This window comes from Streptomyces sp. NBC_01341 (assembly GCF_035946055.1).
Taxonomy (GTDB): Bacteria; Actinomycetota; Actinomycetes; order Streptomycetales; family Streptomycetaceae; genus Streptomyces.
Map to the genome: position 1 here is coordinate 2,594,163 of NZ_CP108364.1, position 23,406 is coordinate 2,617,568.

24 protein-coding genes are annotated in these 23,406 nt (G+C 71.6%); 12 read left to right on the top strand and 12 right to left on the bottom strand.

The genetic code is table 11. The features are described from left to right. Positions 1-76: 76 nt before the first annotated feature. From OG206_RS11010 to OG206_RS11025, 4 genes are all read right to left on the bottom strand, one after another. Positions 77-958, bottom strand: coding sequence for an SDR family oxidoreductase (locus OG206_RS11010; RefSeq protein WP_327114806.1), 882 nt, complete (start codon positions 956-958; stop codon positions 77-79). Beyond that, on the bottom strand, positions 955-1,308 hold the full coding sequence (locus OG206_RS11015; protein ID WP_327114808.1) for a DUF952 domain-containing protein: 354 nt from the start codon (positions 1,306-1,308) through the stop codon (positions 955-957). Before OG206_RS11015 ends, OG206_RS11010 begins: the two co-directional genes overlap by 4 nt. 9 nt (positions 1,309-1,317) lie before the next feature. Further along, positions 1,318-2,322, bottom strand: a complete 1,005-nt coding sequence (locus OG206_RS11020; protein ID WP_327114810.1) for an NAD-dependent epimerase/dehydratase family protein — start codon at positions 2,320-2,322, stop codon at positions 1,318-1,320. 73 nt (positions 2,323-2,395) lie between these two features. After that, entirely contained in the window at positions 2,396-3,349 is a 954-nt protein-coding gene (locus tag OG206_RS11025) for a LysR family transcriptional regulator (RefSeq protein WP_327114812.1), read from the bottom strand. 254 nt (positions 3,350-3,603) lie between these two features. Here OG206_RS11025 and snpA point away from each other — a divergent pair, with 254 nt between their 5' ends. Continuing rightward, a complete protein-coding gene (gene snpA / locus OG206_RS11030) occupies positions 3,604-4,275 on the top strand; it encodes a snapalysin (protein WP_327114814.1) in 672 nt (223 codons plus the stop codon). 62 nt (positions 4,276-4,337) lie between these two features. Here the strand turns inward: snpA and OG206_RS11035 are convergent, their stop codons facing one another. From OG206_RS11035 to OG206_RS11050, 4 genes are all read right to left on the bottom strand, one after another. Then, complete coding sequence (locus tag OG206_RS11035) at positions 4,338-5,006, bottom strand: DUF6304 family protein (protein ID WP_327114816.1); 669 nt, start codon at positions 5,004-5,006, stop codon at positions 4,338-4,340. 78 nt (positions 5,007-5,084) lie between these two features. Further along, the gene (locus tag OG206_RS11040) at positions 5,085-5,681 is read right to left on the bottom strand and encodes a GNAT family N-acetyltransferase (protein ID WP_327114818.1); all 597 of its coding nucleotides are present in this window, start codon (positions 5,679-5,681) and stop codon (positions 5,085-5,087) included. 92 nt (positions 5,682-5,773) lie between these two features. Then, positions 5,774-6,817, bottom strand: a complete 1,044-nt coding sequence (locus OG206_RS11045; protein ID WP_327122232.1) for a family 2 encapsulin nanocompartment cargo protein polyprenyl transferase — start codon at positions 6,815-6,817, stop codon at positions 5,774-5,776. Positions 6,818-6,913: 96 nt separating this feature from the next. Continuing rightward, a complete protein-coding gene (locus tag OG206_RS11050; RefSeq protein WP_327114820.1) occupies positions 6,914-8,317 on the bottom strand; it encodes a family 2B encapsulin nanocompartment shell protein in 1,404 nt (467 codons plus the stop codon). A gap of 266 nt (positions 8,318-8,583) precedes the next feature. On the opposite strand from OG206_RS11050, the gene OG206_RS11055 reads away from it, so the two are divergent. Then, positions 8,584-9,597 carry a questin oxidase family protein gene (locus tag OG206_RS11055; protein WP_327114822.1) on the top strand — a complete coding sequence of 338 codons (1,014 nt, stop codon included), beginning with the start codon at positions 8,584-8,586 and terminating at the stop codon, positions 9,595-9,597. Positions 9,598-9,611: 14 nt separating this feature from the next. On the opposite strand, the gene OG206_RS11060 is transcribed toward OG206_RS11055, so the two are convergent. Next, a complete protein-coding gene (locus OG206_RS11060) occupies positions 9,612-11,003 on the bottom strand; it encodes an FAD-binding oxidoreductase (protein WP_327114824.1) in 1,392 nt (463 codons plus the stop codon). Positions 11,004-11,147: 144 nt separating this feature from the next. Between OG206_RS11060 and OG206_RS11065 the strand changes: the two genes are divergently transcribed. The 4 genes from OG206_RS11065 to OG206_RS11080 all read left to right on the top strand — a co-directional run bounded on the left by OG206_RS11065 (position 11,148) and on the right by OG206_RS11080 (position 14,612). Further along, positions 11,148-11,600 (top strand): RrF2 family transcriptional regulator, encoded by a 453-nt coding sequence (locus tag OG206_RS11065; protein WP_327114826.1) that lies wholly within the window; start codon positions 11,148-11,150, stop codon positions 11,598-11,600. A gap of 138 nt (positions 11,601-11,738) precedes the next feature. After that, on the top strand, positions 11,739-12,935 hold the full coding sequence (locus tag OG206_RS11070; protein ID WP_327114828.1) for a globin domain-containing protein: 1,197 nt from the start codon (positions 11,739-11,741) through the stop codon (positions 12,933-12,935). Between the two features lie 142 nt (positions 12,936-13,077). Then, complete coding sequence (locus OG206_RS11075) at positions 13,078-13,668, top strand: N-acetylmuramoyl-L-alanine amidase (RefSeq protein ID WP_327114830.1); 591 nt, start codon at positions 13,078-13,080, stop codon at positions 13,666-13,668. 29 nt (positions 13,669-13,697) lie between these two features. Further along, positions 13,698-14,612, top strand: coding sequence for a 1-aminocyclopropane-1-carboxylate deaminase/D-cysteine desulfhydrase (locus OG206_RS11080; protein ID WP_327114832.1), 915 nt, complete (start codon positions 13,698-13,700; stop codon positions 14,610-14,612). An 82-nt stretch (positions 14,613-14,694) separates the two neighbouring features. Here the strand turns inward: OG206_RS11080 and OG206_RS11085 are convergent, their stop codons facing one another. Then, positions 14,695-16,296, bottom strand: coding sequence for a Na+/H+ antiporter (locus tag OG206_RS11085; RefSeq protein WP_327114834.1), 1,602 nt, complete (start codon positions 16,294-16,296; stop codon positions 14,695-14,697). Positions 16,297-16,331: 35 nt separating this feature from the next. On the opposite strand from OG206_RS11085, the gene OG206_RS11090 reads away from it, so the two are divergent. From OG206_RS11090 to OG206_RS11100, 3 genes are all read left to right on the top strand, one after another. Further along, positions 16,332-16,592: a UBP-type zinc finger domain-containing protein gene (locus tag OG206_RS11090; RefSeq protein WP_327114836.1), complete on the top strand. Its 261-nt coding sequence runs from the start codon at positions 16,332-16,334 to the stop codon at positions 16,590-16,592. A gap of 231 nt (positions 16,593-16,823) precedes the next feature. Beyond that, positions 16,824-17,237, top strand: a complete 414-nt coding sequence (locus OG206_RS11095; RefSeq protein WP_014154139.1) for an anti-sigma regulatory factor — start codon at positions 16,824-16,826, stop codon at positions 17,235-17,237. Positions 17,238-17,260: 23 nt separating this feature from the next. Further along, positions 17,261-18,202 carry an RNA polymerase sigma factor SigF gene (locus OG206_RS11100; protein WP_327122233.1) on the top strand — a complete coding sequence of 314 codons (942 nt, stop codon included), beginning with the start codon at positions 17,261-17,263 and terminating at the stop codon, positions 18,200-18,202. A gap of 47 nt (positions 18,203-18,249) precedes the next feature. Here the strand turns inward: OG206_RS11100 and OG206_RS11105 are convergent, their stop codons facing one another. Then, on the bottom strand, positions 18,250-18,627 hold the full coding sequence (locus OG206_RS11105; RefSeq protein ID WP_327122234.1) for a hypothetical protein: 378 nt from the start codon (positions 18,625-18,627) through the stop codon (positions 18,250-18,252). Positions 18,628-18,840: 213 nt separating this feature from the next. Between OG206_RS11105 and OG206_RS11110 the strand changes: the two genes are divergently transcribed. Then, on the top strand, positions 18,841-19,809 hold the full coding sequence (locus OG206_RS11110) for a diacylglycerol/lipid kinase family protein (protein ID WP_327114840.1): 969 nt from the start codon (positions 18,841-18,843) through the stop codon (positions 19,807-19,809). A gap of 320 nt (positions 19,810-20,129) precedes the next feature. After that, a complete protein-coding gene (locus OG206_RS11115; protein ID WP_003953983.1) occupies positions 20,130-20,387 on the top strand; it encodes a WhiB family transcriptional regulator in 258 nt (85 codons plus the stop codon). Positions 20,388-20,574: 187 nt separating this feature from the next. On the opposite strand, the gene OG206_RS11120 is transcribed toward OG206_RS11115, so the two are convergent. Continuing rightward, the gene (locus OG206_RS11120; protein ID WP_327122235.1) at positions 20,575-22,041 is read right to left on the bottom strand and encodes a sensor histidine kinase; all 1,467 of its coding nucleotides are present in this window, start codon (positions 22,039-22,041) and stop codon (positions 20,575-20,577) included. Between the two features lie 520 nt (positions 22,042-22,561). Between OG206_RS11120 and nagB the strand changes: the two genes are divergently transcribed. Then, positions 22,562-23,347, top strand: coding sequence for a glucosamine-6-phosphate deaminase (nagB, locus tag OG206_RS11125; protein ID WP_327114842.1), 786 nt, complete (start codon positions 22,562-22,564; stop codon positions 23,345-23,347). The last annotated feature ends 59 nt before the right edge of the window (positions 23,348-23,406 follow it).

Here is a 23,406-nt window from a genome sequence, read left to right on the forward strand (position 1 = left end):
GGTGCGGACGTGTCGGGCCCAGGGCGGAGGGCGAGTCTCAGATCCCGACCGTGCCGCCCCGCCCGCACCGCCGGTGTCACGCCTCCGGGAGGAGGTGCCGCCAGCTGTCAGGGCTCTCCCGCAGATAGGCGGCCAGGCTCTCGGCCGGGCGGCCCGTGAGCCGGGGGACGGCGTCCGAGACGGTGGCCAGCTCGCCCGCGGCGATGGCCTCGTACGACGTGACCCAGCCGGCCACCTCCCACTCCTCGGCCCCGTAGTGAGCGCGGGAGGCGTAGGCCTCCTCCCTGGTCTCCGGGACGTACCGGACGGTCCGGCCGGTGACCCGGCTGAGCTCCTCCGCCGCCTCCGCGAGGGTGAACGCCTCGGGACCGGTCAGGTCGTACGTCACACCGTCGTGGCCGGTGCCCTCGTCCAGCAGGACGGCCGACGCGGCGTCCGCGATGTCCTCGTGCGCGACGGCCGCGACCCGCCCGTCGCCGCCGGGGCCGCGCAGGACGCCGTCGGTGCCCGCCATCGCGGGGAGTCCCGCCAGGTACCAGCTGTCGCGCAGGAAGGTGTGCCGCACGTCGGCCACCCGGAGGTGCGCCTCGGTGTGCCAGTGATCCCGGGCGAACGTGAACGTCGCGTCCGGCGCGGCCCCCAGGAACGACACGTACACGATGCGTTCGACGCCGGCGGCCACCGCCGCGTCCACGGCGGTGGTGTGCTCCAGCACCCGTCCGGGGCTCTCGTGCGCCGAGACGAGGAACAGTGTGTGCGCCCCGTCGAGCGCACGGCGCATGGCCTCGCCGTCGCCGTACGGAGCCGGTGGCGCCAGGACCGCACCCGGCAGCCGGGGCAGCCGGGACGGATCCCGGCCCAGGAGGCGGACGGGGACACCGGTCCGGGCCAGGCGGGCGGCCACCCGGCCGCCCACCGCGCCGCTCGCTCCGGTCACCGCGACGAGAGGGCTGATCACGGTGCCCCGCCCTCCTCGCGTGCCGTGTGCTCGCTGAAGGGGCGCACCTCCACGACCGCGTCCACCGGGATCGGTCCGTAGATGTGCGGGAACTCCTCACCACCGGGCTTCATGGCCTCGAAGCGCACGGGTGACCCGAGCCTTTCGCCGTCGATGACCAGGACCACCAGCCCTCCGGGGTCGGGCCCGTACAACGCCCGTGCCACGGCCGGCAACTGGTGGGGCAGGGAACAGTGGATGAACCCCTCCTCCTTCAGGGTCCTGCCGCGGGTCGACATCTCGTACGTGCCCGCACATCGTGCGGCATCCCAGAGGGGCTCTTCCGTGAGGTGCAACAGCTGTTCGGTCATCCGCCCACGCTAAGGGCTGCCGGGGGCGCCGAGCAGCTTCGCCTCCGTCCGCGCGTCGAGGCCGACAGGCGGCCGGTCCGGTCTGTGCGGGACCGTGCCACCCAGATCGCGCATCCAGGCCCAGGTGTCGGCGACCGTCTCACCGACGGGCCGGCAACGCAGTCCGGCAGCGTGCGCCTTGGTGACGTCGCCCAGGTGCAGGGAGTCGTAGTCCTCGCCGGCGGGCAGCCAGACCGGCAGGCCCGTCCAGGGTTCCACGCCGGCCGCGAGGAGCACCTCCGGTTCGGTCCACCGCAGTTCGGCGTTTGAACCGGTGACCCGGACACAGGAGTCGAGGAGCTCGCCCATGGTCGTGTGGCCGGGGCGGCTCACCGTGTTGTACGCCCCTCCCAGGCCCTTCTCCGCCGCGTGGAGCAGCCAGTCCGCCAGGTCGCGTGCGTCGATGTACTGCAGTCCGGCGTCCGGTGGTCCCGGTGCGATCACCGGGCCGCCCCGGGCCGTGCGGTTCAGCCACCACGGCAGACGGCCGATGTTCTCACCGGGGCCGAGGATCAGCCCGGCCCTGGCCAGCAGCGCGCGGTCCCCGAAGGCGTCGAGCGCCGCGAGCTCCCCGCCCCGCTTGGCCAGGGCGTACGAGACGTCCTGGCCCGCGTCGGGCGAGGCTCCCGCGACCAGCGGGCCGTCCTCCGGCAGGCCCGCCGGGGCGGGGTGGGCGTACACCGACCTGCTGGAGACGTAGCTGAAGTGCCCCGCTCTGCCGGCCAGCGCCCGGGCGGCGTCCCGGACTGCCGAGGGGGCGCCGCTCCAGGTGTCCACGACCACGTCCCAGGTGCCGTCGTCCAGCGCGGCGAGCCCGGCCCCGCCCGTCGTCCGGTCGCCCGTCAGCGTCCGCACCCCGCTCGGCGCCGGGTGGCGGCCGCGGTGGAACACCGTGACGTCCCATCCCCGGCCGAGCGCCGCGTCCGTGACCGCGCGCCCGACGAACTCCGTGCCGCCCAGCATCAATAGCCTCATGCCGTGACCCTGCCCGTAGGCCACGGACCGGGAAACGGTGCCTCGCTGTCGGCAGAACGGGGAACCTTCCGGGTCAGGCCGCGTGCGCCAGCGGACTGCGGTGCCGCAGCAGCCACCGGTGGTACTCCTCGGCACGCCGGGCCGCGTCCCGGTAGGCCGCCTCCAGTTCCCCGTACACCGCCTCGATGTCCGTGCCCGGCCGCGAGACGAGCAGCAGCCGTACCGCCAGCGGATCGCCGCGCAGGGGGCGGATCGCCATGTCGTCGCGCGGGCCCGTGGTCGGCTGGCAGGGAGCGACCGCCTCGCCGAGCACGACGAGGGAGGCGGCCGTGAGGTAGTCACCGTGCAGCACGGGCGGATCGAGCCCCGCGTCCCCGAGCACCCGGCGCACCCCGTCCCACTCGCCGTCCACCGAGGGATCGACCATCCAGCGGTCCGCGGCGAGGTCGCGGAGGTCGACCACCGGCAGCTCCGCCGCCGGGTGGTCCTTGGCCAGGGAGATGAACTGTGGTTCCCGGTCGAGGAGTACGCGCCGGTTCAGGCCGTCGGGAACGGTGACCGGGCAGCCCTCCACCTCGTGGACGAAGGCCACGTCCAGCCGGCCGGCGGCCACCGCCCCCAGCAGTTCCCGGGCCGAGACGTCCACCCGCAGGGAGATGTCCGTGCCCGGCAGCAGGATCCGCAGCCTGCGCAGCCAGCCGCCGATGACGCGGCTCGCGGTCGATCCGATGCGGAGTCCGGAACCTCCGGCCCTGGCTGCTTCGGCCTCGGCCATCGCCGCACCCACCAGGGTGGACATGCCGTCCACCAGAGGGCGGGCGCGACTGAGGAGGGCGCGGCCCAGGAGGGTGGGCCGGCAGCCGGTCCTCTCGCGGCGGAACAGCTCCGCCCCCATGGTCCGCTCGATCCGCTGGAGCTGGGTGGTCAGCGAGGGCTGGCTGACGCCGAGCCGCCGTGCCGCCTGATGCAGGCTGCCCGTGTCGGCGATGGCGCAGAGCGCCTTGAGGTGTCTCACCTCGAGGTCCATGCCGGGGAGCGTATGGCTGTTCGCACGCCGAGCACCAGATGGCGCAATCCCGCTAAACACCTTCATTCAGGTGCTGTTGGGGCGGCCCTCAGGTGCCGGTTGTGTGGGGTTCCTGTGGGGACGATAGGACGGCGCTATCGCGGGTTGACATCATCCGCCGGCACCCCGGCTGCCCCGACACTCTCTCCGTACCCCCCACCCGTTACCCGTCCGGCCGCCGGACGGGATTCATCGGACAGGTAGGAGAACCCCCCATGAGACACCTCAGGACAGCCGTCATGTCGGCCGTGGCCGGTCTCGGACTCGCCGCAGCACTGGGCACCACCCCCGCGGTCGCCGCCGCACCGGCTCCTGTCGCTCCCGCCGACACCGCCGCCGCACAGGCCGGCTACGCCGCGTACGCCGGTTCGAGCGAGAACGCCGCCGCGAACAAGGCGTTCTTCGACGCCGTCATGGACTCGGTCGCGAAGAAGAGGGCAGCCAACCCGGGTGCCGCGGCCGTCACCGTCGTCTACAGCACCACCAACGCCCCCAGCTTCCGCAGCCAGATAGCCAGCAGCACCAGCATCTGGAACAGCTCCGTCTCCAACGTCAAGCTGCAGGAAGGCTCGAACCCCGACTTCACCTACCGCGAGGGCAACGACTCCCGGGGCTCGTACGCGAGCACGAACGGACACGGCAGCGGCTACATCTTCCTCGACTACGCCCAGAACCAGCAGTACAACTCGACCCGCGTCACCGCGCACGAGACCGGCCACGTCCTGGGGCTGCCGGACCACTACACCGGACCGTGCAGCGAACTCATGTCCGGCGGCGGTCCCGGCACGTCCTGCACGAACGCCTACCCGAACTCCACCGAGCGCTCCCGGGTGAACTCCCTCTGGCAGAACGGCCTCGCGGCCGCGCTCGCCCGCGCCACTTCCTGACACCGGTCGCACCGCTCAGGGGCCGTCCCGCCGTCGCGGGGCGGCCCCACGGGTATGAGCGGTCAGGCGAGCTCCAGCGGGAACGCGCCCCGGTGACCTGTACCGGCGCCGTGCGCGGGACGGGGTTCGAACTCCCGGCAGCTCCAGATCTCCTGGACGAATCCGGTGCGCCGGTCCCAGAGGCCCGCGACCTCCTCCCCGCCCGCGACGTCCCGGTAGGCGTCCTTGGCGCCGCGGAAGCAGGCGAGTCCGCCGGAGAGCCCGCGGACGGGGGCAGGGAAGTAGTCCGAGAAGGCGCACGCTATGCAGGTCTGCAGGTGCATGTCCGGCGGCAGGATCCGCTGGATCGTGGCCAGCGCGGCGGCGAAGTCGCCCTCGGCACGGTTCGACTCGTACACGGCGCCGTCCAGGTGGAGGGCGAGGTAGAGGTCCGGATCGGCTCTGCGCAGGGACAGCAGACAGCCGAGCGTGGCCTGGCGGACCGTCCCGGACACCAGCACCGGGAGCGGGAGGTCCCACTCCAGCACACAGTCGCCGAGCACACCGTCCGCCAGGTCGAACGCGCCGTCCCGGACCGTCACGCCGGCCACCGGGCCGAGCCCGTCGAAGCTCGCGCCCTCGAAGTCCGTCCCGCGTACGCGGATGCGGAGCTGCTGTCCGTCCGTGGTGAGAATGACGGCCTCGGAACCGTGACGGTCCCGGTACCAGCCTGCCCACGACTCATCTGTCATGAGCAGGGACTGTAGTCCGTGCCCCGCAACCGCCCGGTGCCACCCTCCCCTTCGCACCGCGTCACGTCCGAGTACCTGTCAGCCGGCCTGGGGCTCACGCCACATGGGCCACATCAAGGGACCCTCGGGGAGTTCCACGGCCTTCCCCGTGAAGCCGAATCCGAGCCGTTCGTAGAGGCGGCGGCTGCGCTCGCTGCTCGCCTCCAGGTAGGCGGGGACGCCCTCGCGGTCGCACCGCTCCAGAACCCCCCGCATCAGCGCCTCTCCGATGCCCTCCCCCTGGCGCTGCGGGCTGACGCCGATCATCAGCAGGTATTCGTGGGCGCGGTCGTGCGGGTGCACGGCGCCCGTCAGCCTGCCCACCAGCTCGGCCCGTTCGTTGTCCGGGTCGGCCGTCTCCCTCATGAGCGCGGGGGTGTCGTCGGTGCCCTGCGGCGCTCCGGCGGGCACCGAGATCCAGAGGGCGGCCGCCGTACCGTCCTCCAGGAGGTCGATGCGGCCCTGCGACAGCGTGATGTCGGCGAACACTCCCAGGAACCTGCCGTGCACCGCCCGCCGGTGGTCCTCGTCGGGAAAGACCCAGCTGCTCACCGGATCCTCGTGGAACGCCTCGTCCAGAATCCGTACGACCTGGTCCCTGTCGCCCCGGTCCGCCTGCCGTATGCGTACGCCCATGACCGGCCCCGCCCCCTCGCATCCGTGATGATCTCAACCGACCTACGGAATACTAGAGTTGGGACACGGGCCCGGTCACGGGCCGCAAGGATTCAGTGTGTTCTGCGGGTGACGAACTCAGCGAGGGCCAGCAGGTCGCCACCGTCGGCGGCGCCGGGCACCGCGCGGGACAGGTGGTGGACGGCACGGGCCATCCGGTCCCCGGCGGTGATCTGCGCCCAGTCCCGGCCTCCCGCCCGGTCGACCGCGTCGGCCGCCGCACGCACCTCCTCCGGCGTGTTCATCGCGCCCCGGTAGAGCGCGGTGAGTTCGACGGCGGCCGGGGTGCCCGAGGTGAGCGCCGCGACCACCGGCAGCGACTTCTTGTGCGCGGTCAGGTCAGCGCCGACCGGCTTGCCCGTGCGCTCGGTGTCGCCCCAGATGCCGATGAGGTCGTCGATGAGCTGGAACGCGAGGCCGGCCTCCCTGCCGAAGCCGTCCATGGCCACGACCGCGCTCTCCCCGGCCCCGGCGTAGAGCGCGCCCAGGGCGCAGGCGCAGCCCAGCAGAGCGCCCGTCTTGGCCGTGGCCATGGCCAGACACTCGTCCAGGGTGACGTCGTCGGGGCCGCGGTCCTCGAGCGCGCAGTCCGCCTGCTGCCCCGCGCAGAGCTCGATGACACAGGTGGTGAGGCGGACCGAGGCGTGGGCGGACACGGGGTGCGGGTCGTCCGCCAGCAGTCTCAGGGCGAGGGCGAGCATGGCGTCACCCGTGATCACGGCGTCCGGCACCCCGAACACCGCCCAGGCCGTCGGGCGGTGGCGGCGGGTGGTGTCCTCGTCGATGACGTCGTCGTGGAGCAGGGTGAAGTTGTGGGCGAGTTCGACGGCTACGGCAGCCCGCACGGCGGCGTCCGGGTCGCCTCCGAGGGCCCGCGCGGCGGCCAGGACGAGGGCGGGTCTGATGGCTTTGCCGGCCTGGCCGGAGGCGGGGGTCCCGTCGGCGTTCTGCCAGCCGAAGTGGTACTTCGCGACCCGGCGTATGGCCCCGGGCAGCGTCTCCACGGCTGCTCGCAGGTGCGGGTCGACGGCGTCGCGGGTCCGCTCCAGGAGGGCTGCGGCCTTGTGCTCCCCCATCGCGGCGTCCGTACTCGTCATGGTCACGGTCACTCCTTCCCGGGCGCCACGGGGCACCTTGATCGCCGGTACTCGCCTGCGGGGGCCCGGGCGGACTGCCGCCCGGGCCGGGCAGCGTCACCGCCAGCGGCTGACCTCAACGTTCTCCAGCACGCCGAGGGCGTCGGGAACCAGGACGGCGGCGGAGTAGTAGGCGGTGACCAGGTAGGAGATGATCGCCTGCTCGTCGATACCCATGAAACGGGCGGAGAGACTCGGCTCGATCTCGTCCGGGATGCCGCTCTGCTGGAGGCCGATGACTCCCTGGTCCGCCTCGCCCGTCCGCATGCAGATGATCGACGTGGTGCGGGCGTCGGTGACCGGGATCTTGTTGCACGGGAAGATCGGCACCCCGCGCCAGGCCGGGACATGGTGCCCCCCGACCTCCACGCTCTCCGGGACGAGCCCGCGCTTGTTGCACTCACGGCCGAAGGCGGCGATGGCCCGCGGGTGGGCGAGGAACAGGTTGGATCCGCGCCGCCGCGAAAGGAGTTCGTCCATGTCGTCGGGACCCGGTGCTCCGTCGTGCGGCTGGATCCGCTGACCGTAGTCGCAGTTGTTGAGCAGCCCGAACTCCCGGTTGTTGACGAGCTCGTGTTCCTGGCGCTCGCGCAGTGCCTCGACCGTGAGCCGCAACTGCTGCTCGGTCTGGTTCATCGGCTGGTTGTAGAGGTCGGCCACCCTGCTGTGCACTTTCAGCACAGTCTGGACGACGCTCAGTTCGTACTCGCGCGGCGCCGACTCGTAGTCGACGAAGGTGTGCGGGACGACGCTCTCCCCCACGTGCCCCGCCGAGAGGTCGATCTCCGCCTCGCCGTAGTTGTTGGTGCGCTGGTGCGGAATCGCGAGCAGTCCGGCGAGATGGTCGCGGAGGGAGTCGGCGCGGGCCGCGAGGTTGAGCACGTCCGACCTGCGCAGGGTCAGCAGGGTGCAGGCGGTGACCGCGCGCGCCGTGTACTCCCAGGTCGCGTCACCGTCGATCAGGGCCTGGTCGCCGAAGTAGGCACCGTCGGCGAGCACGCCCAGAACCGTTTCGTCGCCGTACGGCCCGGTGCCGATCTTCTCGATCTTGCCGTGGGCCAGCAGATGGACCCGGTCCGCCGCGTCCCCCGACGCCGCGAGCACCTCGCCCGCCGCGACCTCACGCTGCTCACACCTGCGTGCCAGCTCGGCCAGCACCTCCTCGTCCGCGAAGTCGCGCAGGGCCGGGAGTTCGCCGAGCTCGGCGGGGATGACCGCGACCCGGTCGCCGGTCTGGACGAAGGTCACCCGGCCGTCCCCAACGGAATAGCTCAGCCTGCGGTTCACCCGGTAGGTCCCGCCCTGCACCTGCACCCAGGGCAGCATCCGCAGCAGCCAGCGGGAGGTGATCTCCTGCATCTGCGGTGCGGATTTGGTCGTCGTCGCGAGGTTCCGCGCAGCCGCTGTGCCGAGACTCTGCTGCGGCGGCTGCGTGTCGCGAACCTCTTCACCAACGGACATCCGACATCCTCTCGATCATGGGCTGACCTGCGAGAGGAACACTTCCAGCAGGAGGACACGGCGCGCTATTACACAAAAGAGTGTGACTAACCGGGCTTCGGTCGGGGCACGTTGCCGTTCCGGAGGCGCGCACACAGGCGGGACACGCCCGTGCGCATGCGGTCCGGTACCGGGCTACCGGACCCTGCGGCCTAGGACTTCGGCCCGCCCCGCCCTCGGTCTGCGGCCCCTTACGAGGCTGCGGACGGCCGCCTAGCGTCTCTGCCATGGATACGACAGGCGTTCTCGACGAGGCGCTCGGACGACTGCACCGCTCGGGGCCCGAACGGCTCGGCAGGCTGACCAATCACGCGCCGATGGCCGTAGAGGCGCTCGCCGCACGTGGGCAGGCGCGCAGCGTGCACCGCTGGCTCGACCTGTACGCGCCCCGGCTGGAGGAGTTCCCCGCCGCCGTCGAGCCGGTGACGGAAGCCGGCTGGCGCACCGCTCTGGGTGATCCGCGCCGCGCCGCCGACTGGATCGCGCACTTCGGCCGGGAGATCCAGGAGCACCCCTGGCGCGACGTGCTCGCCCAGTGGTGGCCCCGCCTCCTGCCCGGGATGTACGGCGGGTCGACGCATCCGGTGATCCGGGTCGGCCATGCCGTACGCACCCTTCTGGCGGGCGACACCACGAGTCCGCGTCTGACGGAACTGGCGCACGGTCTCGGCTACTGGGCCGCCCGGCACCACACCGTCACGGGGCTGACACCGCTGCCCGGCGGCGGCAGCGCCGCCGAGGCTCTCGACGCGGTGAAGCCCCTGGCCGTACGGGAAGGCGGCTTCCCCGCCCGGCTGGACCGCGTCAGGGGTCTTCCGGTGTGGGCGGCGACCGTCCCGGACCCGGAGGAGGCACGGCGCAGGCTGACCGAACTGGTCCGGGCGGCCACCCACCGGTACGCCACCCACGGTCACGGTAACGAGACCATGCTGGTCCACGCGGCCACGGCTCCCAACGCCGTGCTCCGGACGCTGCCCGCACTTCCACGGGACCTGTGGGGCCAAAGCCTGCGGGCCGCCTGGACGGCCTCCGCGGCGGTGACCGCCATGTACGCGCCGGACGCCCCGGTACCCCTGGCCGCGACGTGCGCCGTCACCGCGGAGGAGGTCGCAGAACGGGCTCTGGCACACGGCGACGAGCACGTCATCAAGCTGACCGACACAGCCTTGGACTTCGGCGACGGGACGGCCTTGGCGGCTGCCCTGCGCGCGATGGAACTCAGCGAGCCCTTGCGGCGGTGACCTCCTCGCCGGGCTCAGGCGACGGACAGCGGTGCCCCCGAGTCCACGACCTTCCCCGGGTTGAGGATGCCGCGCGGGTCGAGGGCCGCTTTGACCGCGCGCTGCATGGCGAGGTTGACGGTGCCGACCTCGCGGTTCATGCCGCCCATCTTCAGCAGGCCGACGCCGTGTTCACCGGTGACCGTGCCGCCTAGGGCGATCGCGGCGTCGAGGATGTCCTCGAACGCGAGCTGGGCACGGCTCCGGGCGGCCTCGTCCCCGGGTTCGGTGATGATGAGCGGGTGGAGGTTGCCGTCGCCGGCGTGCGCGATGTTGGCGATGAGGACGTCGTGTTCGCGGGAGATCTCCTCGATGCGTGCCAGCATTCGCGGCACCTTCGACCGTGGAACCACCACGTCCTCGGTGAGGACCGGGCCGAGCCGCTCCAGCGCCGGGTAGGCGAGCCGCCGGGCCTGGAAGAGGGCGTCCGCCTCCGCCTGGTCGGTGGAGACCTCGGCCCAGGCGGCGCCCGCCTCGGCGAAACAGGCCCGCATGGCTTCGGCCTCGGCGTCGCCCGCGGCGCCCGGGGTGTCCACGCGGCCGAGAAGGATCGCGTCGGCGTCCGCCGACAGCCCCATGTTCTTCCACTCGTCGACGGCCTTCAGGCAGTGCCTGTCGAGGAGTTCGAGCGCGGAGGGCACGATGCCCGCGGCCGTCACCCGGCTCACCGCGTCGCCGGCGGCGACGACCGATTCGAAGAACCCGGCGACGGTGCGTTCCGCGGGCCGGGCACCCCGCAGCTTCACGGTGATCTCCGTGATCACACCGAGGGTGCCCTCCGAGCCGACGAGGAGTCCGCACAGGTCGTATCCCGCGACCCCCTTCGCGGTCCGCCGACCCACTCGCACGACCTCACCGAGCCCGTTGACGGCTTCCAGCCCGAGCACGTAGTCCCGGGTCACGCCGTACTTGACGCAGCACATGCCGCCCGCGTTGGTGGCGGCGTTGCCGCCGATCGTCGACCAGGGGGAGCTGGCCGGGTCCGGCGGGTACCAGAGGCCCTGTTCGGCGCACGCCGCGCGCAGATCGTCGTTGACCACTCCCGGCTGGACCACCGCGAGGCGTTCCACCGGGTCGATGAGCAGGATCCGGTTCATGTCCTCGAAGGAGAGGACGACCGCCCCGTCCACCGCGTTGGCGCCGCCCGACAGGCCGGTTCCCGCGCCGCGCGGGACGACCGGGATGCGGCGCTCGGCGCAGTGGGCGACGACGGCGGCCACCTCGGCGGTGTCCTGGGGCCGCACGACCGCGAGGGGCATCCCGGCCGGGGCCCATTCCGCCTCGTCGTGCGCGTAGCGGCCCAGACTGTCCGGGTCGGTGATGACCCGGCTCGCCGGAATCCCGTCGGCTGCGTTCGGCTTCGGCACGGCCGCTGACCACCTTTCCCGCGCTGGCGTACCCCGCACCTGCCGCGAGGTCGCACCCTCCATCATGGCGCGCCCTCCGCGGGGGCTCGCGTCGACCCCGACCTTAAGTTGCATCTCCGATGCCACTTACCTACGCTGAGCGCCATGCGGCTGACGCGATTCACCGACGTGGCGCTCCGGGTGCTGATGCGCCTGACCGTCACCAAGGACGGCGAGGACCCACCGACCACCCGGGAGGTGGCGGCCTCGATGCAGGTGCCGTACACCCACGCGGCGAAGGTCGTCGCCCGGCTCCAGCACCTCGGCCTGATCGACGCGCGACGCGGCCGGGGCGGGGGCCTCACCCTCACCGCGGCCGGACACTCCGCCTCGGTCGGCGCCCTGGTACGCGAGCTCGAAGGGCCCGGGGAGGTCGTGGAGTGCGAGGGGAGCACCCCCTGCCCCCTGCGGTCCGCCTGCCGGCTGCGCGCCGCGCTGCGCCAGGCCGAAGAGGCGTTCTACGCCTCCCTCGACCCCCTCACGGTCGGCGACCTCGCCTCCTCCCCCACCGGCCCGCTGCTGATCGCCATCAGCTCAGGCAGGCCGGCACCCGGCTGATTCCACCCGCACCCTGCGGACGCGGTCCGCCTCCGGCCGGCCGTACCGCACGGCTCCCGCGCGCCACAAAATACGTATCTCATATTCCAATAAAGATGGGGCGGGCACGACCCGCCCCTCGTACCAAGGAGTCACCCGATGCTCTCCGAGACGTCGACCGCCACCGTCCGCACCACCCTCCCCGCCGTCGGGGCGGCCATCGGGGACATAGCGGATCTCTTCTACCGGAAGCTGTTCGACGCCCACCCGGAACTGCTCAGGGACCTCTTCAACCGGGGCAACCAGGCCTCCGGCACACAGCGCCGCGCGCTCGCCGGATCCATCGCCGCCTTCGCCACCCAGCTCGTCGAGCACCCCGGCACCCGGCCCGACGCGATGCTCGGCCGCATCGCGAACAAGCACGCGTCCCTCGGCATCACGGCCCCGCAGTACGAGATCGTGCACACCCACCTCTTCGCCGCGATCACCGAGGTGCTCGGCGACGCGGTCACCCCCGAGGTCGCCGCGGCCTGGGACGAGGTCTACTGGCTGATGGCCAACGCCCTGATCGCCATCGAGGAACGGCTCTACGCGCAGCAGGGCGTGCTCGCGGGTGACGTGTGGCGCGAGTGGACGGTGGTCTCACGCACCGAGGACACCCCGGCCGTGGCCACCTTCCGGCTCACCCCCGCCGACGGCTCGCCCGCCCCCGCCTTCCGGCCGGGCCAGTACGTCTCCGTCCAGGTGGAACTCCCGGACGGAGCCCGCCAGATCCGCCAGTACAGCCTCACCGGGGCGCCGGGCGGCGGCCCGCGCTCCCTCTCCGTCAAGCGGGTAGAGGGCGGGGAGGGCCCCGACGGCGAGGTCTCCGCCCACCTGCACGCGCGGCTGCGCGCGGGCGACCGGCTGCGCCTCTCCGCCCCGTACGGCGATCTGGTACTGGACGACTCCGGCGCGCCGCTGCTGCTCGCCTCCGCCGGCATCGGCTGCACCCCGGTCCTGTCGATGCTGGAGCACCTGGCTGCCGAGGGGCACCCGACGCGGGTGACCGTCGTGCACGGCGACCGCTCCCCGGCGGACCACGCCCTGCGCACCGACCACGCGGCGCTGACGGAGAAGCTCCCCGACGCCGCCGCACACTTCTGGTACGAGGACCCGGAGCCGGGCCACCCCGCCGAGCGCACCGGACACGTCGACCTGAGCGGCCTGCCGGTCGCCCCGGGCACCCGCGCCTACCTCTGCGGACCCCTGCCCTTCATGAGGGCCGTCCGCTCCCAGCTCCTGGGCAAGGGAGTGGCCGCGGCCGACATCCACTACGAGGTGTTCGGCCCCGACATGTGGCTCGCCCAGGACTGAGGCACGCGTCGGGGCACGCGTCGGCCGGCACCCGGAAAATGTCCGGATCCGCTCGCACAGTTCCCGAACAGGTTTGGCGGAGCCTCATGTTCCGGTAGAAGCGCTGTACGGACACACTCCCCCTCTACCGAAGGAGCCGGCCATGTCCTCACCCATGTCCGCGAGCAGCTTCCTCAAAGCCCTGAAGGACGAGGGACTCACCGTCGTCCAGGTGGGCGACTGGCGCACGCACAACCGCAACCACAAGGGCCCGTGGGGACCGGTGCACGGTGTGATGCTCCACCACACCGTCACCAGCGGCACCGCCCGCACCGTCGAGATCTGCCGTGACGGCTACTCCGGCCTCCCGGGCCCCCTCTGCCACGGCGTGATCGCCAAGGACGGAAAGGTCCACCTGGTCGGCTACGGCCGCGCCAACCACGCCGGCCTCGGCGACGACGACGTCCTGCGCGCCGTGATCGCCGAGAAGCGCCTGCCGTCGGACAACGAGTCGAACACGGACGGCAACCGGCACTTCTACGGCTTCGAGTGCGAGAACCTCGGCGACGGCGAGGACCCCTGGCCCGCCGTCCAGCTCGAGGCCATCGAGAGGGCGGCCGCGGCGGTCTGCCGATTCCACGGCTGGGGCGCCCCGTCCGTCATCGGGCACCGGGAGTGGCAGCCCGGCAAGGTCGACCCGCTCGGCTTCTCGATGACCGGCATGCGCAACCGGATCCACGACCGGCTGAAGTAGACCGGCGGGGGGCGGCACACAATGACGTCATGCGTGACGAAGCACTCGACCTCTCCCGGCTGCGGCCGGCTCTCCCCTCACCCCTTCAGCCGGTCGAGGACGAGCACTTCGCCCGGCACGGTGTGACGCTGCTGCTCAAGCGCGACGACCTGATCCACCCCGACCTGCCGGGCAACAAGTGGCGAAAACTCGCCCCCAACATCCGGGCCGCCGCCGGCCGTACCGTGCTGACCTTCGGCGGGGCCTACTCCAACCACCTGCGCGCCACCGCCGCCGCGGGACGCCTGCTGGGTTTCCCCACCGTCGGCGTCGTACGGGGCGACGAACTGGCCGGGCGCCCGTTGAACCCCTCCCTCGCGCGCTGCGCGGCCGACGGTATGCGCCTGCATTTCGTGGACAGGGCGACCTACCGCGCGAAGACCACTCCCGGCGTCCTGGACGGCCTGCTGCGCCTCTTCGGGGAGTGCGCGGTCGTCCCGGAGGGCGGCAGCAACGCCCTCGCCGCTCGGGGCTGCGCAGAGCTCGGCCGCGAACTGCGCGGCGTGGGCGGCACGGCGGCCGTCGCCTGCGGCACCGGCGGCACCCTGGCGGGTCTCGCCGCCGGCCTCGGACCGGGGCAGCGCGCCCTCGGCATTGCGGTCCTGCGCGGCGGCTTCCTGGCCGAGTCCGTACGCGGTCTCCAGCAGGAGGCGTTCGGCGGCCCGGCCGGCCGGTGGTCGCTGGACGAGCGCTTCCACTTCGGCGGGTACGCCCGTACGACTCCGGAGCTGCACGCCTTCGCCGACGCGTTCGAGGACCGGCACGGGCTGCCCGTGGAACGGCTCTATGTGGCCAAACTTCTGTACGGCCTGACCGTCCTCGCCCGCGAAGGCGCCTTCGCGCGGGGTTCCACGGTGACCGCGGTCATCACCGGCCGGCCCTCACCCGAGGCTGACGGCGGCTAGGGTCTTTCGCCTGCGTGGGGCCGGTCAGCGAGCGGGTCCGGTGCCTGGCATCGCGAGTCACGGTGCCAGGGCAGGAGAGGCTCTAGTCCGCGTCGGACTCCCGGTAGGCGGCCGCCTCCTCCAGGTCCAGCCTGCGCAGCAGGGCGCGCATCATCTCGTCGTCGATCCGCCGTTCGTCCCTGAGGCGTACGAAGACCGCCCGCTCGGCGTCGATCATCTCCCTCGCCAGCCGCCGGTAGGTGTCGTCGGCCGATTCCCCGGTGACCGGATTGGGCCGGCCGAGGCGCTCCCAGACGGCGTTGCGGCGCCGCTCCATCACGGCCCGCAGCCGCTGGGTCAGGGGATCGGGCAGTTCGTTGGCGGGGTCGGACAGCAGCGCGTCCAGTCTGGCGTCCGCGGCTGCGGACGCCTCGCTCTGCGCCTGTGCCTCCGCCAGCGTCTCACCTCGCGCGTCACGGCCCGGGAGCTTCAGCACGCGCACCATCAGGGGCAGGCTGAGTCCCTGGACGACCAGGGTCCCGATGACCGTGGTGAAGGTCAGGAACAGCACGAGGTTGCGCGCCGGGAACTTCTCACCGTCGGGCGTCAGCAGGGGGATGGAGAACGCGATGGCGAGCGAGACGACGCCCCTCATGCCGGCCCAGCTGACGATCAGCGGGGACGTCCAGGGCAGCGGCCCCTCGCGTTCCCGGACACGCCGGGACACCCACAGGGGCAGATAGCTCGCGGGATACACCCAGAGGAAGCGGACCACGACCACGGCGATGAACACGAGGACCGCGTACTGGAGCGCCTCGCCCACGCTGTATTCCCCCAGCTCCCGCAGGACGAAGGGCAACTGCAGTCCGATCAGCGCGAAGACGGCGGACTCCAGGATGAACGCCACCATCTTCCAGACCGCCGCCTCCTGCAGCCGGGTCGCGAAGTCGACCTGCCAGGAGCGGTGCCCCAGATACAGCGCGACGACGACCACGGCGAGCACCCCGGAGGCGTGCACCCGCTCGGCGGCGGCGTACGCCACGAAGGGGATGAGCAGCGACAGGGTGTTCTGGAGCAGCGCCTCCTTGAGGTGCGTGCGCAGCCAGTGCAGCGGAACCATCAGCAACAGGCCGACCCCGACGCCGCCGACCGATGCCACCAGGAACTCGCCGATCCCCTCGCCCCAGTTCATGCCCTCGCCGACCGCGGCTGCGAGAACCACCTTGAAGGCGGTGATGGCGGTGGCGTCGTTCACCAGGGACTCGCCCTGGAGGATCGTGGTGAGCCGGGCGGGCAGGCCCACCCGGCGGGCGATCGCCGCGGCGGTGACCGCGTCCGGCGGGGCCACCACGGCGCCGAGGACCAGCGCGGCGGTCAGCGGCAGGTCCGGGACGAGCAGGTAGGCCAGCCAGCCCACCGCGACCGTCGCGAAGAGGACATAACCCACGGAGAGCAGTGCGACGGGCCGCACATTGGCCCGCAGATCCAGGTACGAACTGTCGACCGCGGCCGTGTACAGCAACGGCGGGAGCAGCAGGGGCAGCACGACGTGCGCGTCCAGCGTGTAGCTCGGCACCCCGGGCAGATAGGAGGCCACCAGCCCGGCGGCGACCAGCAGCAGGGGTGGGGGCACCGGGGTCCGGCGCGCCGCCCCGGCGACCACCGCACTGACAGCGACAAGCGCCACCAGCGGCAATGCGTCCATCTCACCGTCCTCGTATCCGACGTACCGTGGCCATCATGAGTGAGTGCCTCCATGTTGACGAGCTGCCGCGCCCCGAGCCGACCCCGCTCGACAAGACCTGTCCGGAGTGTCTGGCCGCGGGCACCCATCCCGTGCAGTTGCGTCTCTGCCTCGAGTGCGGGCATGTGGGCTGCTGCGATTCCTCGCCCCTGAAACACGCCACGGCGCACTTCGAGGAGACCGGACATCCGGTGATGCGCAGCTTCGACTGCATGGACAGCTGGCGCTGGTGCTTCGTGGACGGTTCGATCGTCTGACGTCTGGGTACGTCAAACCGGCGCCGGTTCTTCTCAATTGACCGCCGCAGACCTCTAGCCACCGTGCGTACTCGCATGCCTACCATGCGTAACGGTGGGTATGAGGTCCCGACGACACGGCATCATGGGGCGCGATAGCGTCGCCGAGTCACAGAACCGACGACGGACCGCACGGCCCCCGGGCATTCGCCCCGGAGCCCCGAACGAGTTTGTGCCACCTTGGAGGTGAGGGTGTCCCAGATCGCAGGCGAGCCCGGGAACCAGGACTTCGTTGAGGTCCGGCTGCCCGCTGCGGGTGCCTACCTGTCGGTGCTGCGTACGGCCACGGCCGGCCTCGCAGCGCGCTTGGACTTCACTCTCGACGAGATCGAGGATCTCCGCATCGCGGTCGACGAGGCCTGCGCGATCCTGCTCCAGCAGGCCGTGCCGGGTTCCGTCCTCAGCTGCGTCTTCCGCCTCGTGGGCGATTCCCTCGAGGTGACTGTCTCGGCGCCCACGACCGACGGCCGCGCGCCCGAGCGCGACACCTTCGCCTGGACGGTGCTCTCCGCACTGGCCGGCAAGGTCGACTCGACGGTCGCGGACGACCGGACGGTCAGCATCAGCCTCTACAAACAGCGCGGCGCGGGACCCGGGCCGGCGTGAGCGACGGGAACGGGGACGGTCCTGTGCGGGACGAGACGATCCGGTCCGGGGCGGTGCGGCCAGCAGCCGTCCCGGAGCAGCAGGCCCGGCCGCATCCGGTGGACGGTGCGGACGCGGACGGTGCGGACGGGGTTCAGGGCCGTCCGGCCGCGGTGGAGCAGTCGCAGGCGGAGCGGGCGGGCCAGATGAGCGAGCACGGGCACCACGATCCACGGGACCGCAGCGGGGCGCGGGCGCTCTTCATCGAGCTGCGGGCGCTCCCCGACGGCTCGGTGGAGAAGGCCGAGCTGCGCAACCGGCTGGTGCGGATGCACCTGCCGCTCGTGGAGCACCTGGCCCGCAGATTCCGCAACAGGGGCGAGCCCCTCGACGATCTCACCCAGGTCGCCACGATCGGCCTGATCAAGTCGGTGGACCGGTTCGACCCCGACCGCGGGGTCGAGTTCTCGACGTACGCGACTCCCACGGTCGTCGGCGAGATCAAGCGCCACTTCCGCGACAAGGGCTGGGCGGTGCGGGTCCCGCGCCGCCTCCAGGAGCTGCGGCTGTCGCTGACCACGGCCACCGCGGAGCTCTCCCAGCAGCACGGCCGCTCGCCCACCGTGCACGAGCTGGCGGAGCGCCTGGGCATCTCCGAGGAGGAGGTGCTGGAGGGGCTGGAATCGGCCAACGCCTACAGCACTCTGTCGCTGGACGTACCGGACACGGACGACGAGTCGCCGGCCGTGGCGGACACCCTGGGCTCCGAGGACGAGGCCCTGGAGGGCGTGGAGTACCGCGAGTCGCTCAAGCCGCTCCTGGAGGACCTCCCTCCGCGCGAGAAGCGGATTCTGCTCCTGCGCTTCTTCGGCAACATGACGCAGTCGCAGATCGCTCAGGAGGTCGGCATCTCCCAGATGCACGTCTCCCGCCTTCTGGCACGCACGCTGGCGCAACTGCGCGAGCGGCTGCTCGTCGAGGAGTAGGGGCCGGCCACCGGGCGCGGCGGCCCCGCGGGGTCGCCGCCCGGCGCTCAGGCGTCGGGGGTCGTCCGCTGCACCCGGATGCCCAGGGCCTTGGTGGTCGCGGGGGCGAGCAGCAGGACGAGCGCGGTCACCGCGACCACGGAGAGGGCGATCCCGGCCGGGATCAGCGCCCCCTGCGCCCTCAGCAGGGTCCAGGCCACCGGCAGCGCCATGAGCTGGGTGATGAGCGCGGGCCCCCGGCTCCAGCTGCGCCGCAGCTGCAGACCCCGGGCGGCGAACAGCGGGATGAGGCCGAGCACGATCAGCGTCAGCCCTCCCGTCTCGGCCTGCTGCGGGCTGTCGGGGCGCCCGAGCAGGCCCATGACCAGCATGTAGATCCCGCCGGCGACCAGCGCGGCGGCCTCCAGGGCGCAGAGCGCGGCCACGAGCGCGATCCGGGCCGGCTTCTCCGGACCGGCCGGGGGCGACGACGGGGGCATGTTCTGCTGAGTGCTCACGCCTTTCAGGTTGACATCCCGGGCCGCCGATCGTGAAGCCGGGGCTGCGGCGATTCCGCAGCCGTCACGCTCGGTGACCGCGCGCGGACCCGGTGGAGCGCGACTTCGGGGCCGTACGGCGCGGTGGGTACCCTGGCCTGCATGCGCGCACTTCTCGTGGTCAACCCGGCAGCCACCACTACCAGTGCGCGGACGCGTGACGTGCTGATCCACGCCCTCGCGAGCGAGATGAAGATCGAGACCGTGACCACGGAGTACCGGGGTCACGCCCGGGACCTGGGACGCCGTGCCGCCGACTCCGACGACATCGACCTGGTGGTAGCACTGGGCGGCGACGGCACGGTGAACGAGGTGGTCAACGGCCTGCTCCACAGGGGCCCCGACCCCGAGGGCCTGCCGAGTCTCGCGGTGGTGCCCGGCGGTTCCACCAATGTGTTCGCCCGCGCACTGGGCATCCCCAACGACGCCGTGGAGGCGACCGGCGCGATCCTGGACGCCCTGGCCGCCCGCAGCGAGCGCACGGTGGGTCTCGGCCTCGCGGCCGGCACCCCGGGCAGCGCGGACGAAGCCGTCCCGGGCCGCTGGTTCACCTTCTGCGCGGGCCTCGGGTTCGACGCGGGCGTCATCGGCCGGGTCGAACAGAAACGCGAGCTGGGCAAGCGGTCGACCCACGCGCTGTACGTGCGGCAGGTCCTGAAGCAGTTCCTGGACGAGCCGCACCGGCGCAGCGGTCAGATCACCCTGGAGGTCCCCGGCCGGGACCCGGTCACGGACCTCGCGCTGTCGATAATCTGCAACACCGCGCCCTGGACCTACCTGGGAAACCGCCCGATATACGCGTCCCCGAAGGCCTCGTTCGACACCGCCCTGGACGTCCTCGGCCTGAAGCGTCTTTCGACCCCTGCCGTTACCCGGTACGCCACCCAGTTGCTCACTTCGAGTCCCGAAAAGGGTCCACACGGCAAGCACGCCGTCTCCATGCATGACCTCACGGACTTCACCTTGCATTCAAAGGTCCCACTGCCCTTCCAGATGGACGGTGACCACCTCGGACTGCGTACGAGCGTGACGTTCACAGGCGTTCGCCGTGCACTGCGTGTGATTGTGTGAGTGGAAGGGGCGAAAGTCCTTTAACTCGAACGTTTGGGCTGGCCCCCACCCCTTAGAAGTACGGCTGTGACCTAGTCGACACCGAGGAATCAAAAAAAACTTTCCAGAAGGGGTTGTATCCGCCGCCGAGGTTTGGGAATCTCTACATGGCGATCGGGACGGCCCGCAACATCGGCCTCCACTGAGAGCCAGAACCCCTCCTCACCTCAACAGGACCACATCCAGTTCTTCTGGACGTCGGACCTTCGACCGCGGGGGGATTCGTGAAAGCGTTCACATTCACAAGCACCAGCATGTAATACCAAGGAGAGGTAGCAGCCATGGACTGGCGTCACAACGCCGTTTGTCGTGAGGAAGACCCCGAGCTGTTCTTCCCCATCGGCAACACCGGTCCTGCGCTGCTGCAGATCGAGGAAGCCAAGGCCGTCTGCCGTCGCTGCCCCGTCATGGAGCAGTGCCTGCAGTGGGCGCTCGAGTCCGGTCAGGACTCCGGCGTCTGGGGTGGCCTCAGCGAGGACGAGCGCCGCGCAATGAAGCGCCGCGCCGCTCGCAACCGGGCGCGTAACGCCAGCGCCTGACCGACGCCCCCCGCACGACGAGCCTCAGCCCGGCGGCGCGTACAGAGCGTACGCACAGCCCCGCCTTCGAGTCGCAGCGCGCAGTACCCCCGAAGCGCATCGCACCGTGAGCACCACGCAGTGGGCCCGGACCGTCACCACGGTCCGGGCCCACTGCTGTGCGGTGGCGGCCACAACGGCCGCGCCGCTACTTGTCGTTCCGGACGGGGATGTCCAGGACCACCTGCGTGCCGCGCGCCGGCGCCGGGACCATGCCGAAGGTGCCGCCCAACTCACCCTCGACCAGCGTCCGCACGATCTGGAGACCCAGATTCCCGGCCCGCTGGGGGTCGAATCCCTCGGGCAGTCCGCGCCCGTCGTCCGTGACGGTGATCAGCAGCCGCCCTTCGGCGGGTGATCCGCCGCGCACCGCGGAGACCTCGACCGTGCCGTGCTCGGCCACGGTGAAAGCGTGTTCCAGCGCGTTCTGCAGCACCTCGGTCAGCACCATCGAGAGCGGCGTCGCCACCTCGGCGTCGAGAATCCCGAAGCGGCCCGTGCGACGGCAGGTCACCTTTCCGGGCGAGATCTCGGCGACCATGGCGATGACACGGTCGGCGATCTCGTCGAACTGCACCCGCTCGTCCAGATTCTGGGACAGCGTCTCATGGACGATCGCGATCGAACCGACCCGCCGCACCGCCTCGTTGAGCGCCTCGCGCCCCCGCTCGGAATCCATCCGGCGCGCCTGGAGGCGCAACAGGGCGGCCACCGTCTGGAGGTTGTTCTTCACCCGGTGGTGGATCTCCCGGATGGTGGCGTCCTTCGTGATCAATTCCCGTTCGCGGCGCCGGAGTTCCGTGACGTCACGCAGGAGCACCAGCGAACCGATGCGTACGCCCTTGGGCTTCAGCGGAATGGCTCGCAGCTGGATGACCCCGCCCGCACCCTCGACCTCGAACTCCCTGGGGGCGTATCCGCTCGCCACCTTGACCAGGGCCTCGTCGACCGGGCCGCGCGACGGAGCGAGTTCGGCGGTCGTCGCGCCCAGGTGATGACCGACGAGGTCCGAGGCCAGGCCGAGCCGGTGGTACGCCGAGAGTCCGTTCGGGCTGGCGTACTGGACGACACCGTCCGCGTCCAGCCTGATCAGTCCGTCGCCCACCCGCGGTGAGGCGTCCATGTCGACCTGCTGGCCGGGGAAGGGGAAGGACCCGGCGGCGATCATCTGGGCCAGGTCGGACGCGGACTGGAGGTAGGTGAGCTCCAGCCGGGAGGGGGTGCGCACGGTGAGCAGGTTGGTGTTACGGGCGATCACCCCGAGGATCCGGCCCTCGCGCCGTACGGGGATCGACTCGACCCGCACGGGCACCTCCTCCCGCCACTCGGGGTCGCCCTCCCGCACGATGCGGCCCTCGTCCAGGGCCGCGTCCAGCAGCGGACGGCGGCCGCGCGGCACCAGGTGCCCGACCATGTCGTCCTGATAGGAGGTGGGGCCGGTGTTGGGCCGCATCTGCGCCACGGACACGTAGCGGGTCCCGTCGCGGGTGGGTACCCACAGGACGAGGTCGGCGAAGGACAGGTCGGAGAGCAGCTGCCACTCCGAGACCAGCAGATGGAGCCACTCGAGGTCGGTGTCACTCAGGGCTGTGTGCTGGTGGACGAGGTCGTTCATGGAGGGCACGTGTGCGAGCGTACCCGCGGATATGACGAGGTTCCGAACCGATCGGGCCGCCGATGCGTGACACTGGGGAGGGGACGGGCCGCAGGAGAATGTCCGTCCCCACGGATGGACACGGACTATTGGTCTAGTCCACAATGCGAGGTGCGGACGCCATGCACAGGACATGATCCGCACGCGACAAGACCTCCGCTCTCCCCGCACAGGAGAGCGGACCGAGGTACCCGGCGCTCTCTGCCCTGACTGCGCCGGTGCCTCACATGGCCGGAGGCACCGCACACCGCCGGCCAGGAAGCTCCGGGCTGCGGTGCCGGACGGGCTGAGGGTCCCGTCCCGGCGCCGCGGCCCGCGGGTGTTTCCGGGGACATTCCGCGCGCGGGCCGGATGTCGGCCGACGGGGCGACAGTCATCGACGCGAACGTGGACGCTTCACCTCACAGCCGTCCCGCTCTGCTAGATTGGGCCACGATTGGTCTATACCACATGACGCCACTCTCAGATCGGCAGGCACAGCGTGGAAGTTGTCATCGTCCCGGACGCCACGGCAGGCGGCGAACTCATCGCGGAGGCCATCGGTGCACTGCTGAGCCGCAGGCCCGACGCACTTCTCGGCGTTGCCACCGGCTCGACCCCGCTGCCCGTCTACCAGGCCCTGGCGGCGAAGGTCCGCTCCGGCGCGGTGGACGCCTCGCGCGCCCGCATCTGCCAGCTCGACGAATACGTCGGACTGCCGGCCGGCCACCCCGAGTCCTACCGCTCGGTCGTGCTGCGCGAGGTCGTCGAGCCGCTCGGCCTGTCCGAGAAGTCCTTCATGGGCCCGGACGGCACGGCCGAGGACGTCCAGGCCGCCTGCGAGGCGTACGACAGGGCGCTCGCCGAGGCGGGGGGTGTCGACCTCCAGCTGCTCGGCATCGGTACCGACGGTCACATCGGTTTCAACGAGCCGTGCTCGTCGCTCGCCTCCCGCACGCGCATCAAGACGCTGACCGAGCAGACCCGGATCGACAACGCGCGCTTCTTCGACGACGACATCGACCAGGTGCCCCACCACGTCATCACCCAGGGCATCGGCACGATCCTGGAGTCCCGCCACCCGATCCTGCTGGCCACCGGCGAGGGCAAGGCCGACGCGGTGGCCCGCACCGTCGAGGGCCCGGTGGCCTCGATCGTGCCGGCCTCGGCTCTGCAGCTGCACCCGCACGCCACGGTGGTGGTCGACGAGGCCGCCGCGTCGAAGCTGAAGCTGGCGGACTACTTCCGTGCCACCTACGCGGCGAAGCCGCGGTGGCAGGGCCTGTAGAGCCTCCCCGTACGCCGGAGGGCCGGGTCACCGACGACGGTGACCCGGCCCTCTCGCGT

Excerpts from the sequence above, each read along its gene's own strand:
- OG206_RS11040 (WP_327114818.1), bottom strand. The coding sequence starts at position 5,681 with ATGGGCGTACGCATACGGCAGGCGGACCGGGGCGACAGGGACCAGGTC.
- OG206_RS11070 (WP_327114828.1), top strand. The coding sequence starts at position 11,739 with ATGCTCTCCGAGACGTCGACCGCCACCGTCCGCACCACCCTCCCCGCC.
- OG206_RS11025 (WP_327114812.1), bottom strand. The coding sequence starts at position 3,349 with ATGGACCTCGAGGTGAGACACCTCAAGGCGCTCTGCGCCATCGCCGAC.
- OG206_RS11065 (WP_327114826.1), top strand. The coding sequence starts at position 11,148 with ATGCGGCTGACGCGATTCACCGACGTGGCGCTCCGGGTGCTGATGCGC.
- snpA (WP_327114814.1), top strand. The coding sequence starts at position 3,604 with ATGAGACACCTCAGGACAGCCGTCATGTCGGCCGTGGCCGGTCTCGGA.
- OG206_RS11045 (WP_327122232.1), bottom strand. The coding sequence starts at position 6,817 with ATGACGAGTACGGACGCCGCGATGGGGGAGCACAAGGCCGCAGCCCTC.
- OG206_RS11055 (WP_327114822.1), top strand. The coding sequence starts at position 8,584 with ATGGATACGACAGGCGTTCTCGACGAGGCGCTCGGACGACTGCACCGC.
- OG206_RS11090 (WP_327114836.1), top strand. The coding sequence starts at position 16,332 with ATGAGTGAGTGCCTCCATGTTGACGAGCTGCCGCGCCCCGAGCCGACC.
- OG206_RS11115 (WP_003953983.1), top strand. The coding sequence starts at position 20,130 with ATGGACTGGCGTCACAACGCCGTTTGTCGTGAGGAAGACCCCGAGCTG.
- OG206_RS11120 (WP_327122235.1), bottom strand. The coding sequence starts at position 22,041 with ATGAACGACCTCGTCCACCAGCACACAGCCCTGAGTGACACCGACCTC.
- OG206_RS11075 (WP_327114830.1), top strand. The coding sequence starts at position 13,078 with ATGTCCTCACCCATGTCCGCGAGCAGCTTCCTCAAAGCCCTGAAGGAC.
- OG206_RS11050 (WP_327114820.1), bottom strand. The coding sequence starts at position 8,317 with ATGTCCGTTGGTGAAGAGGTTCGCGACACGCAGCCGCCGCAGCAGAGT.
- OG206_RS11080 (WP_327114832.1), top strand. The coding sequence starts at position 13,698 with ATGCGTGACGAAGCACTCGACCTCTCCCGGCTGCGGCCGGCTCTCCCC.
- OG206_RS11020 (WP_327114810.1), bottom strand. The coding sequence starts at position 2,322 with ATGAGGCTATTGATGCTGGGCGGCACGGAGTTCGTCGGGCGCGCGGTC.
- OG206_RS11085 (WP_327114834.1), bottom strand. The coding sequence starts at position 16,296 with ATGGACGCATTGCCGCTGGTGGCGCTTGTCGCTGTCAGTGCGGTGGTC.
- OG206_RS11035 (WP_327114816.1), bottom strand. The coding sequence starts at position 5,006 with ATGACAGATGAGTCGTGGGCAGGCTGGTACCGGGACCGTCACGGTTCC.
- OG206_RS11110 (WP_327114840.1), top strand. The coding sequence starts at position 18,841 with ATGCGCGCACTTCTCGTGGTCAACCCGGCAGCCACCACTACCAGTGCG.
- OG206_RS11015 (WP_327114808.1), bottom strand. The coding sequence starts at position 1,308 with ATGACCGAACAGCTGTTGCACCTCACGGAAGAGCCCCTCTGGGATGCC.